General features: G+C 35.8%; 19 protein-coding genes and 1 pseudogene. 15 read left to right on the top strand and 5 right to left on the bottom strand.

Going from position 1 to position 15,565, the window contains the following annotated elements; genetic code table 11:
- A pseudogene (locus BTR25_RS27335) lies at positions 1 to 166 on the top strand (IS5/IS1182 family transposase); the annotation flags it as partial.
- A gap of 620 nt (positions 167 to 786) precedes the next feature.
- Positions 787 to 1,881 carry an MBL fold metallo-hydrolase gene (locus tag BTR25_RS25870; protein WP_075690840.1) on the top strand — a complete coding sequence of 365 codons (1,095 nt, stop codon included), beginning with the start codon at positions 787 to 789 and terminating at the stop codon, positions 1,879 to 1,881.
- Positions 1,882 to 1,992: 111 nt separating this feature from the next.
- On the opposite strand, the gene BTR25_RS25865 is transcribed toward BTR25_RS25870, so the two are convergent.
- From BTR25_RS25865 to BTR25_RS25855, 3 genes are all read right to left on the bottom strand, one after another.
- On the bottom strand, positions 1,993 to 2,730 hold the full coding sequence (locus BTR25_RS25865) for an HAD family hydrolase (protein ID WP_075690837.1): 738 nt from the start codon (positions 2,728 to 2,730) through the stop codon (positions 1,993 to 1,995).
- Between the two features lie 49 nt (positions 2,731 to 2,779).
- Positions 2,780 to 3,796: a DUF3231 family protein gene (locus BTR25_RS25860; protein WP_075690836.1), complete on the bottom strand. Its 1,017-nt coding sequence runs from the start codon at positions 3,794 to 3,796 to the stop codon at positions 2,780 to 2,782.
- 66 nt (positions 3,797 to 3,862) lie between these two features.
- On the bottom strand, positions 3,863 to 4,354 hold the full coding sequence (locus BTR25_RS25855; RefSeq protein ID WP_075690835.1) for a CBO0543 family protein: 492 nt from the start codon (positions 4,352 to 4,354) through the stop codon (positions 3,863 to 3,865).
- Positions 4,355 to 4,550: 196 nt separating this feature from the next.
- On the opposite strand from BTR25_RS25855, the gene BTR25_RS25850 reads away from it, so the two are divergent.
- Positions 4,551 to 5,228 carry a DUF3888 domain-containing protein gene (locus tag BTR25_RS25850; protein ID WP_075690834.1) on the top strand — a complete coding sequence of 226 codons (678 nt, stop codon included), beginning with the start codon at positions 4,551 to 4,553 and terminating at the stop codon, positions 5,226 to 5,228.
- 335 nt (positions 5,229 to 5,563) lie between these two features.
- Here the strand turns inward: BTR25_RS25850 and BTR25_RS25845 are convergent, their stop codons facing one another.
- A complete protein-coding gene (locus BTR25_RS25845) occupies positions 5,564 to 6,136 on the bottom strand; it encodes a hypothetical protein (protein ID WP_075690833.1) in 573 nt (190 codons plus the stop codon).
- A 287-nt stretch (positions 6,137 to 6,423) separates the two neighbouring features.
- On the opposite strand from BTR25_RS25845, the gene BTR25_RS25840 reads away from it, so the two are divergent.
- Both BTR25_RS25840 and lepB read left to right on the top strand, forming a co-directional pair.
- Positions 6,424 to 7,095, top strand: a complete 672-nt coding sequence (locus BTR25_RS25840; protein ID WP_075690832.1) for a hypothetical protein — start codon at positions 6,424 to 6,426, stop codon at positions 7,093 to 7,095.
- 227 nt (positions 7,096 to 7,322) lie between these two features.
- Positions 7,323 to 7,874: a signal peptidase I gene (gene lepB / locus BTR25_RS25835; RefSeq protein WP_075690831.1), complete on the top strand. Its 552-nt coding sequence runs from the start codon at positions 7,323 to 7,325 to the stop codon at positions 7,872 to 7,874.
- An 18-nt stretch (positions 7,875 to 7,892) separates the two neighbouring features.
- On the opposite strand, the gene BTR25_RS25830 is transcribed toward lepB, so the two are convergent.
- Positions 7,893 to 8,864 (bottom strand): arsenic resistance protein, encoded by a 972-nt coding sequence (locus BTR25_RS25830; RefSeq protein ID WP_075690830.1) that lies wholly within the window; start codon positions 8,862 to 8,864, stop codon positions 7,893 to 7,895.
- Between the two features lie 238 nt (positions 8,865 to 9,102).
- Between BTR25_RS25830 and BTR25_RS25825 the strand changes: the two genes are divergently transcribed.
- From BTR25_RS25825 to BTR25_RS25780, 10 genes are all read left to right on the top strand, one after another.
- Complete coding sequence (locus BTR25_RS25825) at positions 9,103 to 9,699, top strand: class I SAM-dependent DNA methyltransferase (RefSeq protein WP_075690829.1); 597 nt, start codon at positions 9,103 to 9,105, stop codon at positions 9,697 to 9,699.
- A gap of 109 nt (positions 9,700 to 9,808) precedes the next feature.
- Positions 9,809 to 10,000, top strand: coding sequence for a hypothetical protein (locus BTR25_RS25820; RefSeq protein WP_075690828.1), 192 nt, complete (start codon positions 9,809 to 9,811; stop codon positions 9,998 to 10,000).
- Positions 10,001 to 10,027: 27 nt separating this feature from the next.
- On the top strand, positions 10,028 to 10,399 hold the full coding sequence (locus BTR25_RS25815) for a hypothetical protein (protein ID WP_075690827.1): 372 nt from the start codon (positions 10,028 to 10,030) through the stop codon (positions 10,397 to 10,399).
- Positions 10,400 to 10,474: 75 nt separating this feature from the next.
- Entirely contained in the window at positions 10,475 to 11,425 is a 951-nt protein-coding gene (locus BTR25_RS25810) for a phosphotransferase enzyme family protein (RefSeq protein WP_075690826.1), read from the top strand.
- 50 nt (positions 11,426 to 11,475) lie between these two features.
- The gene (locus BTR25_RS25805; RefSeq protein WP_075690825.1) at positions 11,476 to 11,988 is read left to right on the top strand and encodes a hypothetical protein; all 513 of its coding nucleotides are present in this window, start codon (positions 11,476 to 11,478) and stop codon (positions 11,986 to 11,988) included.
- A 144-nt stretch (positions 11,989 to 12,132) separates the two neighbouring features.
- Positions 12,133 to 12,585, top strand: coding sequence for a MarR family winged helix-turn-helix transcriptional regulator (locus BTR25_RS25800; RefSeq protein ID WP_075690824.1), 453 nt, complete (start codon positions 12,133 to 12,135; stop codon positions 12,583 to 12,585).
- A 23-nt stretch (positions 12,586 to 12,608) separates the two neighbouring features.
- Entirely contained in the window at positions 12,609 to 13,127 is a 519-nt protein-coding gene (paiA, locus tag BTR25_RS25795) for a spermidine/spermine N(1)-acetyltransferase (protein ID WP_075690823.1), read from the top strand.
- 658 nt (positions 13,128 to 13,785) lie between these two features.
- Positions 13,786 to 14,064: an ArsR/SmtB family transcription factor gene (locus tag BTR25_RS25790; protein WP_075690839.1), complete on the top strand. Its 279-nt coding sequence runs from the start codon at positions 13,786 to 13,788 to the stop codon at positions 14,062 to 14,064.
- Between the two features lie 99 nt (positions 14,065 to 14,163).
- Entirely contained in the window at positions 14,164 to 14,559 is a 396-nt protein-coding gene (locus tag BTR25_RS25785) for a VOC family protein (protein WP_075690838.1), read from the top strand.
- Positions 14,560 to 14,635: 76 nt separating this feature from the next.
- Positions 14,636 to 15,229, top strand: a complete 594-nt coding sequence (locus BTR25_RS25780) for a YdeI/OmpD-associated family protein (protein WP_075690822.1) — start codon at positions 14,636 to 14,638, stop codon at positions 15,227 to 15,229.
- Positions 15,230 to 15,565: the final 336 nt, after the last annotated feature.

The raw sequence follows: 15,565 nt of genomic DNA, 5'->3' as shown, positions 1-15,565 counted from the left end.
AAAAAACCGCTATAAAATTGAAGCAAAAAATAGTGAACTCAAGCATGGGCACGGTTTTGAAACAGCCAAATCCTCGGGTTTATTTGGTATGGAAATTCAAGGAGCCACAACCATATTCGCTGTCAATCTCAAACGGATAATAAAACTTCTTAATGAAAAAGAATAGGAAATAGGCAGAGGTATAAGCAACTTTCCTTCGAATTTCGGTAGGAAGTTGCTTTTTTTGTCTTTTTTCATCCATAATGTCTTTTCCTTATTTATAAAATATAAAAAACGGAAGTTCTTCAGTGCCCTCGCTAAAGCGCCTGCGGGGTCTCCCCAGACCCGTAATCCCGCAGGAGTCTCGCAGATTTCGCAAAAATCGTTCAAAATCAACATTCATCTTTAAACACAGCCTTTCTTTTAAGAGCATAAAATATAAGTTTCATATTCTACAGGCGTACAATTAAATAAGAAAGACCGATTACATGGAGGGAGAAAAAGACAGAGAAATAATGTCTTTTCTCCTTTTTTAATCCGAATTTTAGTCCCCTAAGTATTTTCGTACTCCTTTTTAATGTGGAAGGACTAAGTAAACTTTGAGAAGAACGGGATCATGGTTTTCCAATTGACTCAAGGTTTGTGTAATTTCTTAATACTTTGAGCAAACGAAGGAATTGCTCTATTATAGAATCGTGAGCAATAAAAGGGGGACATAAAATGCCGAGTTCAGAAGGACTTACTACAACACAAAAAATGAACAGTCCTGTTGCACCAAAGGCTAAGAAAGGAATTATAAAGAAAATAATGATTTATTTATTGGTTTTAATCGTTGTATTAGGGATTGGCATTTCAATGTTAATAAACTTACATCCGGTTTTTGGCGGTAACCCAAGTAACGAACAAAAAGAGGTATATCGTACGTTTAATAATTATGATAATGGAAAATTTGTCTATCAGGCATCAACAAAGATAAACACGAGTGCAGCTAGGAGCTCCTCTACGTTTAAGGACTCTAATTCAGGTGGTAAAGAGCGAAAGCCTGCAGTTCAACTTCCTGTTTCTGAGATTGATTGGACCAAAATTAATAGTAAAGAAGATAGTCTAACCTGGTTTGGGCATTCTGCTTTTTTACTTAGTATCGATCATAAAAAGATTCTCATTGATCCCATGCTAGGCCCGATCGCTTCACCCGTTTCCTTTGTAGGACCTAAACGCTACAGTGAGGATCTGTTGGATATGATTGAAGAAATGCCTCCTATTGATGCTGTCCTTATTACGCATGACCATTACGATCACTTGGATTATCAATCAATAAAAAGGCTGAAGAGCAAGGTCGGTCATTTCTTCGTTCCTTATGGTGTAAGCAATCATTTGATCGGTTGGGGTGTGGCAAAAGAAAATATTACAGAACTAAATTGGTGGGATGAAACGGATTTCCAAGGCTTAACCGTGGCATTAACGCCATCCAAACATTTCTCTGGAAGAGGGCTTTTTAATCGAAATACCACACTTTGGGGCGGTTGGGTCATTCTTGGAAAACAAACCCGTTTCTATACCAGTGGAGATGGCGGCTATGATGGACATTTTAAGGAAATTGGCGAAAAATATGGACCTTTTGATATCACATTAATAGAAGGCGGCCAATATGATAAACGTTGGGCTTGGGCTCATATGTTTCCGGAAGAATCTGTACAGGCTAATATAGATGTAAAAGGCAAGAATATGATGTTAATGCATTGGGGGGCCTTTACCCTTGCGAATCATGGCTGGACTGAACCGATGGAAAGAGCATTAGAAGCGGCAAATAAAAATAATGTGAACCTCATCGCTCCACAAATCGGTGAAACAGTTCAATTAGATGGAAGGTTGTCCATTCCTGTTTCAACATGGTGGAAGTGACGCAAAAGCGCAGGGACGGTTCTACTGCTTCCATATGGAAGCAGTAGAACCGTCCCTGCGCTTTTTTTGTTTTTATAGAGGCCATTGGAGGCCATTTTAAATTATTCTCACTTACATTACTTGATCTTGGATACGTTTATCAATTACGTCAGGCACTTCTTGAAGTGAATCTACTGTTATAAAAGCACTACTATGCTCAACGTTAACTTCAACCATGTTATATTGCCATTCACTTTCTGCGGGGATATAGATTGCATGGATATCCATTTCCAGTGCTGGGACGATATCCGTTCTTAATGAATTTCCGACCATCCATGTTACTTGAGGGTCAGCCTTAATGGTTTTTAAAATATCAGATAGAGCGGTAGTATCTTTATGTTCCGAAATAAAAATGCGATGTTCAAAAAATGTAGTCAATTCTAACTGAGAAATTTTTCTGCGTTGATTCGCCTCGTCTCCTCCTGTGTGCAAATATAATTCATGTCCTTCTTCTTTTAAACGTTCTAGCGTCTCATTCATGTGCTGAATAGGTTCAACAGGAATCTCGAACACCTTAAAACCCAGCTCTCTTAAATAGTGGATTTCATCGCTATTCTTTTCCCTTCCAGTTATGTCGCAATAGTATTTATAAGTGCCAACAAATGATTCGGGAAACCGATCGGACTTTAGACCGTGCTCACTAATTGCCGCAACATCAAGTTGAAGCTGCTTCTGTTTTATTTCTTCCTCTGGAATCGAGTGAAACCACGCCGTCATTTGGCCAGCGAACTCGTTTATCACTAAGTTAAAATATTTATTACAGTGTGCTAATGTATCGTCAAGGTTAAATAAGATGTTTTGTTTTTTCATTTTGTACCCCCTTTTCAGAATATAAGATAAAAATTTTAAAAATTGACAATTACTTTTTATTGTTTGCCAAATTCTCTCGGTCGACCGCTAATGGTGGTTGTTCTAGCCACCCGTATTTTATTAATAGTTCTGCTCCATCCTCCACATATAAACCTACGTCCGCCATAAATTTAGCGTATTCAATAGTAAGGTCTCTTCTTTGAGAAACGGATAAACCAGCACCATAATATCCAAGCGCGGCTGAAACTAATGTGACAATATGATACAACATTAATTTATCTGAAAAAGGGGAAATGGTGGAATTTGTAACTTCAGAAATCCATAATTTTGGGGAAGACAATTCTCCCTTCGTTAACATATTGCTGAATACACCAAAATGGTTTTTACAGATTTTTTTTCCTCTTTCGAAATACTGTTGAATTTCTTTTGTATGGCATACTTGTCCGAAACCTATTTCTAATACAATCTTCGCTCCGTCTTTTTTCATGTTAAAATGCATACCGCTCATTTCCATAACGTTAAAAGGGCGTTTCTTCCCAAACCACCCTGTTAAATAACGCTGGTGATCAACAAAATTAATTTGAGTCGGTGTATTAATCCTAGATGGCTTACTGTACAGCCCTTTGTTTAGCATTACAGATACGATTCGTCTATGTAATTCCATTGTTTCAATGTTGCATTTGATAAAGTAATCTATTTGGTCTTCTCTACTTGAAGTTGCAACGGCGCCAGCATATCCTGTCAATCCAATTAATGTAAGAACGTGTAGGTAGTCCAACATAAATGCATCCGTAAACAGCGAAGGGGCCTGTAGATTAACATCTTCCTCTACTGAGAATCCCTTTGGAATAGGAAAGTTAGCTTGATTAAAAAACCCTGTGATTTTTTCGATATGGGATTCTGCCAGACCAAGGGAATATTCAAAAACTTCCATAATATCTTGGTCTTTAGCCTTTTCAATAGTATGGGTAAGAATACAAATGGCTAGAGAATCGTTAATGTATTGAGTCCAAAGATTTGCTATTTCCGCTGATGTCAATTCAATAGTATGATTGGTTTCCTTCATAAGATCCCCTCCAAAAAGCTTTCCATTAGACTAAAATTGTGAACATAGTGGACGGACGTTCCCATGTTACCTTACTGAAATTTTTCTATTGTTTATTATTCTAATCACTGCAATGATCGCTCTGCAAATTAACATTTTTAACATAAGACTTATTAGTGAGTGATACCAACTCCATCCTTTTTTCCATTTGATAAGGTTGGTTTTCTTTGATGCAATTGTCTCTATGATGGTTTGTGTTATTACAAAAGGGAAAAGTTTTAAAAAAATTCCAACGGGTTTGCTATTCAATGTCCACTGATTATAGTAAAGCAGCATTAAAGGGTATTGAATAAAATCAAATGGGAGGTGGATTTTATACTTTGGAAAAAGTTTTTTAGGGTATTTCAAATATCCCTTTGTTACTAAATATCTATCTGAGAAAAAATTACCAATAAAAGTTACAAGGTAGACAATAATCCAATCTTTAAATGATCGTTTTACAATGGCGAATGGTAATAAAACCATCCCAATTACAGTAGTTACCATTAAGAAGTAATACGGAAAATCTTTTCTTCTCAACTTTGACACCTCCTCATATTATAATTTGTTCACCTTAGGTCTGTTTATGTGAAAAATCTTTACCTAACGGAGTCTTATTCGATTTCGGGGGCAGGATTAAAGATGTTAATCGCTGCAGTGTTTTTTTCGCTAAGGGGAAGGTTGGTGGTATCATAATAAAACCTTAAATATCACAAAATATCATAGAGGTGATGTTATGAAGTTAAATATAGTTATTATAATTATTTTATGTCTTATGGTACCTGTAACTGTGCACGCTTCAGATCAACAAATTAGGAATCTCCATAAAGAATTTGATATAGATTTAACGGGGTATACCTATGACTCATTAGCTACTCTTAATCAATTAGGAAATAAAATAACACCATTGATGCAATTGTACTTATGGGTTATTCAATTGGAGCAAGAGTGGGTCGATGAACCTCGTTTATATACCAAAGGAAATAGAGGCTATGTGCACCTCTGGAAAAAGGATGGGACCAATGTTCTTTATCAGGTTCATAAAAGACCGGATGGAATGTGGGAAATTACTGATATTGAAAGAAAGAAAATAGACAGAATACCTGTACCTAAAACACTTTTAAAAGACGTGTTGATTGAGCGGTTAATTGATCCAATTGGTAAAGCGGTAGAAGAGTATTATCAACCAAAGCTTTGGTACAGAGGAGACGAGAAAATTCTTAAAATCAAAAAAGAAGAGTCTGACAATGCTTATTATGTAACCGTTCAAGTCCAAACATTTGTAGGCCCCCATAATCCGCCATATGGGGAAGAAACAATCACCTTCCGAATAAGAGGAAGCGAAATTAACGTTTCCGAGTACAAGCATAGAGACATTCCTGAAGAGGAATGGACTAAGTTAAAATTACGGTAAAGTGTTTTCAAGAGTGACACAGGGACGGTTCTAATAGGGGACAATCGGAGGTTTTGCACGAAAAAAGGCACAACTAGCGGTTTTTCAGCCAGTGGTGCCTTAGTTCTAGATAATGAGCAAGCGCTAATCGCAAAATTATTGATTGCCCGAGAAGAATGAAGTCGCGGTCCTTGGTCCTTGAGTTTTTATTCGTGTCTAAGATGTGACATTTCTTAAACTTTTTTTTAATTACAAGAAGGATTTTTTAGATTTATGTCGTATTATGAAATTTTAATAAAAATCACTTTTTCTTTTATTTAGCCTATGCAATAGCGAAGGAAGCAAGATAACCGTCCCTATGGTTTTTTTAATGTGGTATTTTTTATTTTAATAAATAATTTAGTTACCCAGAATGCAAAGTATGCAACTGCAATATCTATGACAAATATGTGGGTTAATTTCATGCCTTTGTACATTATTAATAGCTCGACTGTTTTTGACCAATAACCAAAGCCATAAGCAAATAATGCCGAAAGGATTATAGTATATAGATAGAAGTTCTTCCCTCTATTTGTGCAGTATTGATACAAGAGCATAAAAAATACAGGTAGGACGACAGCTGTTACCGTTATTCCTATGGGCAAAAAGTGAGTGAACCCATGAGGGTGTATTAAGTAATTATTTGATGACAATATGCTGTCAATATTAGACCAAGTGACATGTACGATGAAACCAAAAAAACATATCTCAAATAACCGTTTTCTATCTATTTTAAAGTAAAGAATCGCTAATGGGATGATAATTGACATGATATTAAACCAGAAATACCAGGTTTCCCAATTTGAGTATTTAAACCAATGCTCAATCCTTAAATCACTAACTTTTTCTTTTAAATCATATATAGTTTGGAGAATTTCTTGTTCACTCAATGAGAAAACATCCTTTTCAGAAAAATATTATGACATAAATTTATCATTCCAAAAGAGGGATTATATTATTACATACTGACCAAACCTTCTTCTACTAACAGGGAGGGGCATAAGTGAAATAAGTTGTATGAAAAGGTGACGCGGGGACGGTTCTACTGCTTCTTAAGGAAGCAGTAGAACCGTCCCCGCGTCACTCTCTCAGCTAAGAAGCAGCGTTTTTTTTATTAGAATACCGGTTTAGTTGAATTACAAAACAAGGTTGGGAACACTAAAATGAGGTGTTGCCAATGAAAAGATTCATCATTTCGATTATAGCGATTCTTTTTGTGATTGCTCCTCATAAAGTAGGAGCAACTATTCCAGGATATACGGTGATAGCAAAATCTGATCAAGATCATATAACGATTTATGCCAAGGAAATGGATGGTTTATATTACGACTTCAAAATTGATTTTAAGGGAAGTGTTTTTTCAAGACCTTATTGGATGAACGCTACTAATCCTACATACGCCCCGCAAATTTATTATGAAGACATCACCGAAGATGAAAAGAAAGAATTAATCATCATCTTAACGAAAGGCTACGGTACTGGTGCTTTAGACCAAGAAGTAAATGTTTTTCATATAGATACTAATCGGTTTGGCGAAGTGCTAGTTGACCATCCAATGAGGATCGTGAATCAAAACATAAAATCAAGACTAAATCCTAGCAAAGCAGAGATCACGATTGGAAAGAAACGCTATGTCATTAATGTAAAGGAATTAAACCTTCTTCCTGGAACACTATTTGATGAAATTAACTTTGGCAGCATTATTAAATATGAAGTAAAAAATAATAAACTATTTGCTATACTGCACCCACAGTTTTCTCCTGGGGCTTTTGTAGGCAGCATTATCATCACTTATGAATATCGTGACAAAATGTATCAAGCAAAATCAATTGAATTTCAACTAGAATGAGTGACTCGGGGACCTAATTTTTTTCAAAGTTGAGAATTAGCTATCTACAGGATTTCTAACGGGAAAGGGTAGAAAAAGAGAAGAATTTGGCTCTTTATGGAATTATATCCCTAAAAGTAGATTCCCAAGTGCTATAATTATTTGAAGGAATATGAGACATTTTTTAGGACTGTTTCTAACGGGTAACAGGTGAGAGAATATATTTAACTGCGAGAGGATGAAAGTAAATGGCAACGGCAAAAGACAAAAATGAGATTTGGGAGTGGATTAAGGTACTCTTTATTGCCATTATTTTAGCCTTTAGTATCCGTACCTTTTTATTTACTCCAATTGTAGTTGAAGGCTATTCCATGGAACCTACTTTGCATGAAGAAGATCGAATGATTGTCACCAAAATAGGTGAACCGAAAAGGTTTGAAATCGTTGTTTTTCACGCACCGGACGGTAAAGATTACATAAAACGTGTGATTGGATTACCTGGAGACCGTATTGAGTATAAAGATGATACATTGTATATAAATGGAACACCTTACGATGAACCATATTTAGACGAATTTAAACAAGAAATGGTGAATGGACTTTTAACGGGTTCGTTTACATTAAGAGAAACTCCTGTGGGTAGTGATGTAGTTCCAGAGGGACATTTGTTCGTTATGGGTGATAATAGGCGAGGTAGTACGGACAGTCGTCATATTGGGGCTATTCCAATGGAAAAGGTAATAGGAACCACAAACATTGTTTATTTTCCTATTAAAGAAATAAAGATAATCCGTAAGTAGAGTTACATGGGGACGGTTCTACTGCTTCCTTAAGGAAGCAGTAGAACCGTCCCGGTGTATTTTCAATAAAAGTTGAGTGATGATTGCCAGTATAGGTAGTTCCAATAGTGGACCTATAACTAATGTTAAGGCGATTAATGGTTGGTCTGGGAATGCGGTCATAGCAATTGCTAGAGCGATTGGTGAATTTCTTGCTAAAGTGGTTAAGCTTAAACTGGTTCTGTCAGAGATTGGGAATTTCATAAACTGTCCAACCCTTTGACCGAAGATGAAATTCACAATAAAAAATAAAAGGATAGGTAATGTTATTTTCCACATTAAATCTAGATTATCAAACAATAATTGCCCTTGCGAAGCAAACATCGAAACAATGGCAAGGCTTAGAAAAATAATGGGTAACACGCTAAGATTGGATATATGGTTGTCTCTTAACTGTTGCTTGTTTTTCAAGAACATTTTTGTTAGAAAAGCTAAAACTAGCGGTATGAATAAAACCATTAAAATACTTTCCATCAAAAAAGACAGCTCGATAACTCCTGTCGTTCCGCCAAAAATAAGAAGATAAAACGGCAGCAAAATGACTTGTAAGATTAAGTTTAGAGGTAAGATAGCCGTTGATAGTGCAACATTTCCTTTCGCAATCCCTGTAAAGACTAAGTACCAATCCGTACATGGGGTGACCATCAACATAATAAATCCAATATACAATGCTGGATTCTCCCCTAAAAATACCATAGCTAGCAGCCATGCTAGGATCGGTGTCCAGACAAAGTTTATCACGACTGAAGTATATGTAAACTTGATGTTTTTAAAAGCGTTCTTTATTTCCTCAATAGGAATTTGTAAGAAAGTAATATATAACATAGCTACTAATAAAGGAATAATAAATCTTTCCGCATTCGCACGTATTAGTTCTACTTGTCCTATACTCATACCTAGTACTACTGCTAAGAAAATAATAAGAGTATATAACTTCTCGATTAAGTTCAATGTGAAACCACCCGTAGAGAACAAATTTTGTACACTTGTTATTTTAACATAAATCGATAGTTAGTTATCCCGTTTCAAGTAACGGGGTGTTCGTGATGTTCATTGTCATTCTGTTAATGAATAGAGTGTTACACGCAAAGTTAGGGGAAGTATGTAAATTTTATATAGGTGAATGAAGCAAGAGAACCGTCCCCATGTAGCTTTCATTTTTTAATAAATAGGGAGTGGAATATGGACTATGGAAAATAACGTTTTTGAACAGATGGCAAAAAGATATGATACAGAAGAAAGAATGGAATTAGCTAGAGTGATCGTGAAGGAAGTAAGAGCAGAATTGCACAATAGTAAATTAAAATCATTAATCGACTATGGAAGTGGTACGGGTCTTGTTAGTTTAGAATTATCTGATCTAGTTGATTCTATTTTGTTGGTAGATTCATCTGAACAAATGTTGGAGGTTGCGAAAGCGAAAATTTCTCATAAAGGAATGACCAACGCAAACGTACTTTATTCCGATTTTACTCAAGAAACTCCTGAACTTAAGGCAGACATCATTTTACTGTCACTCGTCCTTCTTCATATTCAGGATACTAATAAAATTTTACAAGAATTGTTCAATATTTTAACTCACGGCGGCAAGCTAGTTATTATTGATTTTGACAGAAACAATCAAGTCAATCACCCGAAAGTTCATAACGGTTTCTCGCAGGAAGAACTGAAAAAAGTACTATCCGAAGTTGGATTTACCTCCACTGAAATCAAGACATTCTATCACGGAAATCGTATCTTTATGAATCAAGATGCCTCGATGTTTATATCTAGTAGTATAAAGTGAAGGAGACACAGGGACGGTTCTACTGCTTCTTTGGAAGCAGTAGAACCGTCCCTGTGCTTCCTCTTTATGGTAAAATATAGGTGTCAGATGGTGATTTAGGAGGGATATAATGGTTCTCGGTTCATTGCTCTTTTCTATTATTCTTTGGATTATTGGTTTATTTATTCTGTATTTAGTTGTTTCAACGGCAGTTAAGGATGGTATTAACAAATCTCTGGTTGGTCAGTTTATCGAGAAGGAAAATGGGGATAAAAATGATAGAAAGTCATTTTTAGATAGTGATTTTGATAATGAAAAATAGAATTAAGTAAATAAGGAGTGGTTTTTGTTGAGAAATCTATTTTTTCTTTTTATGTTACTTTTATTAACTGCTTGTACTTCTGCGGAAAAAGAAATGGATATTATTCAACAAGTTGAAAGAGACTTGGAGAAAATCGTATCTTCAAGTGAGGTAAGCAAATTGTCTTCAAATCCTAATGATTATATTAAGGGTCACGAAAGTGAGTTTAATAATATTGTTGAACAAAAGAAAATCGCTCTTACCCATTTTTTAAACAAGTTTGCCAAAAGCAATGAAGATGGATTGGAAGAGTACATAATGGCAGCTGCGTGTTCAATAATTTTAGGCAAAAAAGACCCAGTAAATGAATGGTCATCGGGAAAAGAATGGTATGAACAATATATGGCAGCTACTAAATGAGGTGACACGGAGACGATGTGAATTAATGGAATAAAGGATAGAAAAAGTAATAGAAAAAATGAGACGGAGGAACATATGCATTTTTCAGAGGTAAGACATTCATTGCTTTCAAATAAAACAGTTGAGTTTTTCTCGAATTCCTTTGACATTGGAAAAATCATTCGTTGTTCATTTTTAACAAGAGGATTAAATGATACATATTTAGTAGTTACTGAACATAACAACTATATATTTCGTGTATATAGAAAAGGTTGGAGAGAAAAGTCGGACATTCTATTTGAACTGGATGCCATAAAATATGCTTCAGAACATGGTGTCGCTGTATCAAAACCTTTGATCAGAAAAGATGGGCAATGGTTATCTGAAATTCCTGCACCGGAAGGTACCAGGTACGGAGTTTTGTTTGATTATAGTAAAGGAGATAGGCCTGAAATTAATGAGCAAAACTGTGATCTGATCGGAAAAGCATTAGGTAGCCTTCATAAAGCAACAGATTCCTTCACGTCAAACCATCAAAGAAATGTTGAATTGAACCTCACCCACTTGTTAGATGAGCCAGCAGCTTTCATAATACCTTTTTTGCGAGATCATTGTAGTGATAAAGTTGCTGTTTTCAGAACGATCGTAGCAAATTTAAAGACCGATTTACGAGCAAATATCCATCTTGATTATGGTTTTTGTCACGGCGATTTTCATAATTTTAATATGCATGTTTCCGGCCAAAATCTAGAGGTTTTTGACTTCGATTGTTGTGGTTTTGGTTATCGTCTTTATGATGTCTCGGTATTTTTGTGGAATTTAAAGCAGAACTATTCTCATTTAGAGAATCCATGCTGGGACGCATTCCTGAATGGTTATTTGAGTCAAAAAACCATAAGTGACAAAGACCTTAAAGAGGTAAGTAAGTTTGTCACCCTGAGAAGAATATGGTTTATGGGAATATTAGTAAAAAATGATGATGTTTGGGGAACACTTTGGCAAAACGAAAGCAACTTTGAAAAATTCATTTCACAATTAGAGTTGTGACAAAGGGACGGTTCTACTGCTTAGACATATATATATGGGAGGGAGTTCATATGAAGTTTGTGCTCAATTTGGTTATTTTTTTATCATTTGTAGCAGTATTCCTTACAGGTTGTACGGGCAATGGAGTTAAACTGACAGATGGTGATAAACATGTAACACAAGAGATGGACGAGGTCATCTCGAATTATATCGTTAATAAATACGCTGCTTCCTACTATGATACAGACAAGCAATTTGAGGTTCATAAAGTATATGGTACGAGTAATGTAAATGGCGTGATTAGTGTCTATATGTGGTCTTACTATGGCGGCTTTAATAAGTCCACTGGATTAGAAAACCAATCAGGACACTCTTTACCAGCAGTAATTCGCTTAGAGAAAAAAGTAGATACATATTCTGTTATCGAATACATAGAACCCGAGGATGGAAGTTTGTATCAGTCCTCTCTAAAAAAGATGTTCCCCAAAAAATATGTGAAACTAGCACAACAAGATAGTGGCAATATAAAGGACCTACAAAAAGAGATGGATCAGAAAGTGAAACAATGGTTAGAAGAAGAATAAAAGTATAGACACAGGGACGGTTCTACTGATTCCTTCGTTAAACGAAGGAATCAGTAGAACCGTCCCTGTGTTGCAAATGCAATAAATTTAGGGTAAGATTTATATATACTGTATTGTTGCATTTGCAACAAAAAGGAGTTTGTTATGAAGGATATTCTTCGTGAAATTGGAATGATTGCAAGGGCATTAGATTCTATAAGTAACATCGAATTTAAGGAATATGACCTTACAAAGGGGCAGTATTTGTACCTTGTGCGAATTTGTGAATACCCGGGAATGATTCAAGAAAAGTTAGCTGAGATGATAAAAGTAGATCGAACAACAGCGGCTCGTGCGATAAAAAAACTTGAAATGAATGGCTTTATTGAAAAGAAAGACGATCTGCATAACAAAAAAATAAAAAAGCTTTTTCCAACAGAGAAAGGGAAGAATGTTTATCCTTTTATTAAAAGAGAAAATGAATATTCCAATACCGTTGCATTAGAGGGATTTTCTAAAAGAGAAGTAGAAACTATGGTCAATCTTCTTCAAAGAGTAAGAAAAAATATCGAAAAAGACTGGGAATTTGTAAAAAAGGGAAACAAGAGAATTTATTGAGTTAAAAAGGAGCGATAAATTAAATGGCTATAAAAATAAAAAAGTGTACCGTTGAAGATTTACATAAACTTCAAGAAATAAGTGTTGAAACATTTAATGACACATTTAAGCATCAGAATTCACCCGAAAATATGAAGGCATATATGGAAAAGGCATTTAACTTACCACAATTAGAAAAAGAATTAACCAATAATTCTTCGAAATTCTTTTTTGTTTATTTTAATGATGAAGTCGCTGGCTATCTAAAGGTCAATATCGATGATGCACAGTCTGAAGAAATGGGCGACGAATCACTTGAAATCGAGAGGATTTATATAAGGACCCAATTTCAAAAACATGGGCTTGGTAAATATCTGTTTAATAAAGCGATGGAAATGGCGACAGAACATAACAAAAAGAAAATCTGGCTAGGCGTATGGGAAAAAAATGAAAATGCACTGGCTTTCTACCGGAAAATGGGATTTGTTCAAACGGGAGCCCACGCTTTTTATATGGGAGATGAAGAACAAACTGATTTTATCATGGAAAAGATGATTCAATAGAAAAGTTAACAAAAATGAGTTAATAACATGGTTTTGACCATGTTGCGTCAACGACAAATTTCTACCTTCTTTTGAGCCAGATCTCTTTATTCACCTTCATTTTTACCGATTTACACAAACGTTTGATTAGTATCAAAACGTGTCCATTTATATAGAATACTAGTTTTTATATATGTATTTTGGAGAAATAGCTCAAAGGCTGTAACCGTTCCTCGACAAATATTGCTCCAGAAAACTAGCATGAATTCGTTCAACAAAAGGGTTTGGCCTGCATTTATTCAAACGATTGATTAGTCTTCTTGCTGCTAATCAAACGTTTGATTAAAATTCGCGTTTTCCCTTAAATATAGGCTTTTGTTTAATAAAAAAGAAGCGAAAATTGTCGAAAGCGGTGTTGGTAATAAATAAGGTGACACGGGGACGGTTCTACTGCGTTTTACTAATAGGGTGGCTAGCTGAGAAGAGGCCATAACCAAATTTATGCCATATGCTAAAGTAAAAAAACAAACAAGTTAACTAGTGGGTTGATCTAATGAGGATCAATGCACTTTTTGTTATTAGTATTAACTTGTTAGATTTCATGATGTGGTTCCTTTATACGCAACCATACAGTTGCGTATGCTTGACAAGCAACCGTAGAGTTGCATATACTCGATATATGAATTGGGACAAAGACGCTATATTCAAAGCACTTGGCGACTCGACTCGGAGGCTTATATTAGACGAACTATCCGAACGCAACGAGCTGACGTTGTATGAACTTACGGTGCGTCTCATTATGAAGTACAATCTTTCCATTTCGAGACAAGCGATCGCGAAGCATCTTTCTGTTTTGGAAGGTGCAGGACTCGTGCTATCAAAACGGAAGGGAAAATATCGAGTCATTAAATTCAACAACGAACCACTTAAAAATTTGCTGAAAGGATGGATCGAGTAGTTTTTTTATAAAACTTCTGACGACTATAGGGGGCTTGCTGCTTAGAGTCAGATTTTTAGCAAGCACCAATGTGATCAATATTAAAGGAGGAAAAACATGATGAATATCATTGTTACCAGTCTATTCGTACAAGATCAAGACAAGGCACTGGAGTTTTATTCAGAAAAGCTGGGATTTGTAAAAAAGCATGATGTTCCCATGGGGAAATTCAGGTGGATAACGCTTGTCTCTCCCGATGCCCAGGACGGTACTGAACTGTTACTTGAACCAAATGAGCATCCTGCCGCAAAGGAATATCAAAAGAAGATTTCTGCAGAAGGTATTCCAGCAACCATGTTTGGCGTTTCAGATATTCATAAAGAGTACAAACGATTAGTGGAACTTGGTGTGAAGTTTACGATGGAGCCGACAAAGATGGGCGAAGTCACCATAGCCGTTTTCGACGATACATGCGGCAACCTAATTCAGATTGTGCAGCATGACGAAGGATCCTAGTTTTTAGGAATTTACTGGTAGGTTTTTAGTTCGATAAGTGTTACCTGATTGAAAAATGATAGAGGAGTGCTCCTTGATGACAACTCTTAACCTGAATTCTAAGGTGGATGAATTTATAAATAAAGAAGAAAAGTGGAAAGAAGAATTTGTGCAGTTGAGAGAGATCCTTCTTGACTGTAAGCTTACAGAAGAATTGAAGTGGCGTACCCCTTGCTACACTTTTGAGAACCGTAATATAGCGATCATGCAGGGATTTAAAGAATATTGTGCTCTTATGTTTTTTAAAGGTGCCTTATTAAATGACCCGAATGGTGTTCTAATCAAACCAGGGGAGAATTCCCAGGCACAGCGCCAGATTCGGTTCACCACAATTCAAGAAATAACAGAAAAGGAAACCATCTTGAAAGCCTATATAAGTGAAGCCATTGAAGTTGAAAAAGCCGGTTTGGAAGTTAAATTTAAAGAGACTACAGAATACATCATTCCAGAAGAACTTCAGAATAAATTCGATGAAGTTCCTGCCTTGAAAACTGCTTTTGAAGTATTGACGCCAGGGCGGCAAAGAGCATACCTTCTCCATTTTTCACAACCTAAACAATCTAAAACACGAGAGTCAAGAGTTGCAAAATATATGCAACAAATTCTTAACGGTAAGGGATTAAATGATTGATTGAGGGTGACACGGGGACGGTTTTCCTGCTTTTTTGGAAGCAGGAGAAGAACGAAATCGCTACGCGATGGCTCTAAAAGAAAATTTAAATGAAGTTTAATTAAATATACTGTATAATAGTTGCGAACACTTGTATAAAAATGTATGAAAAATAGGTATCGGATTGAATCCCCAATACGACGTAAATTGAAAAAATCCTTCAACGAATAAAAATTTATTTTTGGTGGGGTTACCATATTTTAGTTCATTAGCGAGGGCCGCGACTTCATTCTTCTCTGGCAATCAAAAATTTTGCGCTATGATCTTCTGCTTAAAAATCATCAAAGGCACAACTAG

The sequence above is a fragment of the Bacillus sp. MRMR6 genome, from assembly GCF_001940785.1.
Taxonomy (GTDB): domain Bacteria; phylum Bacillota; class Bacilli; order Bacillales; family Cytobacillaceae; genus Neobacillus.
Note: the sequence above shows the minus strand (reverse complement) of the source record. Positions and strands in the feature narration are given on the sequence as shown.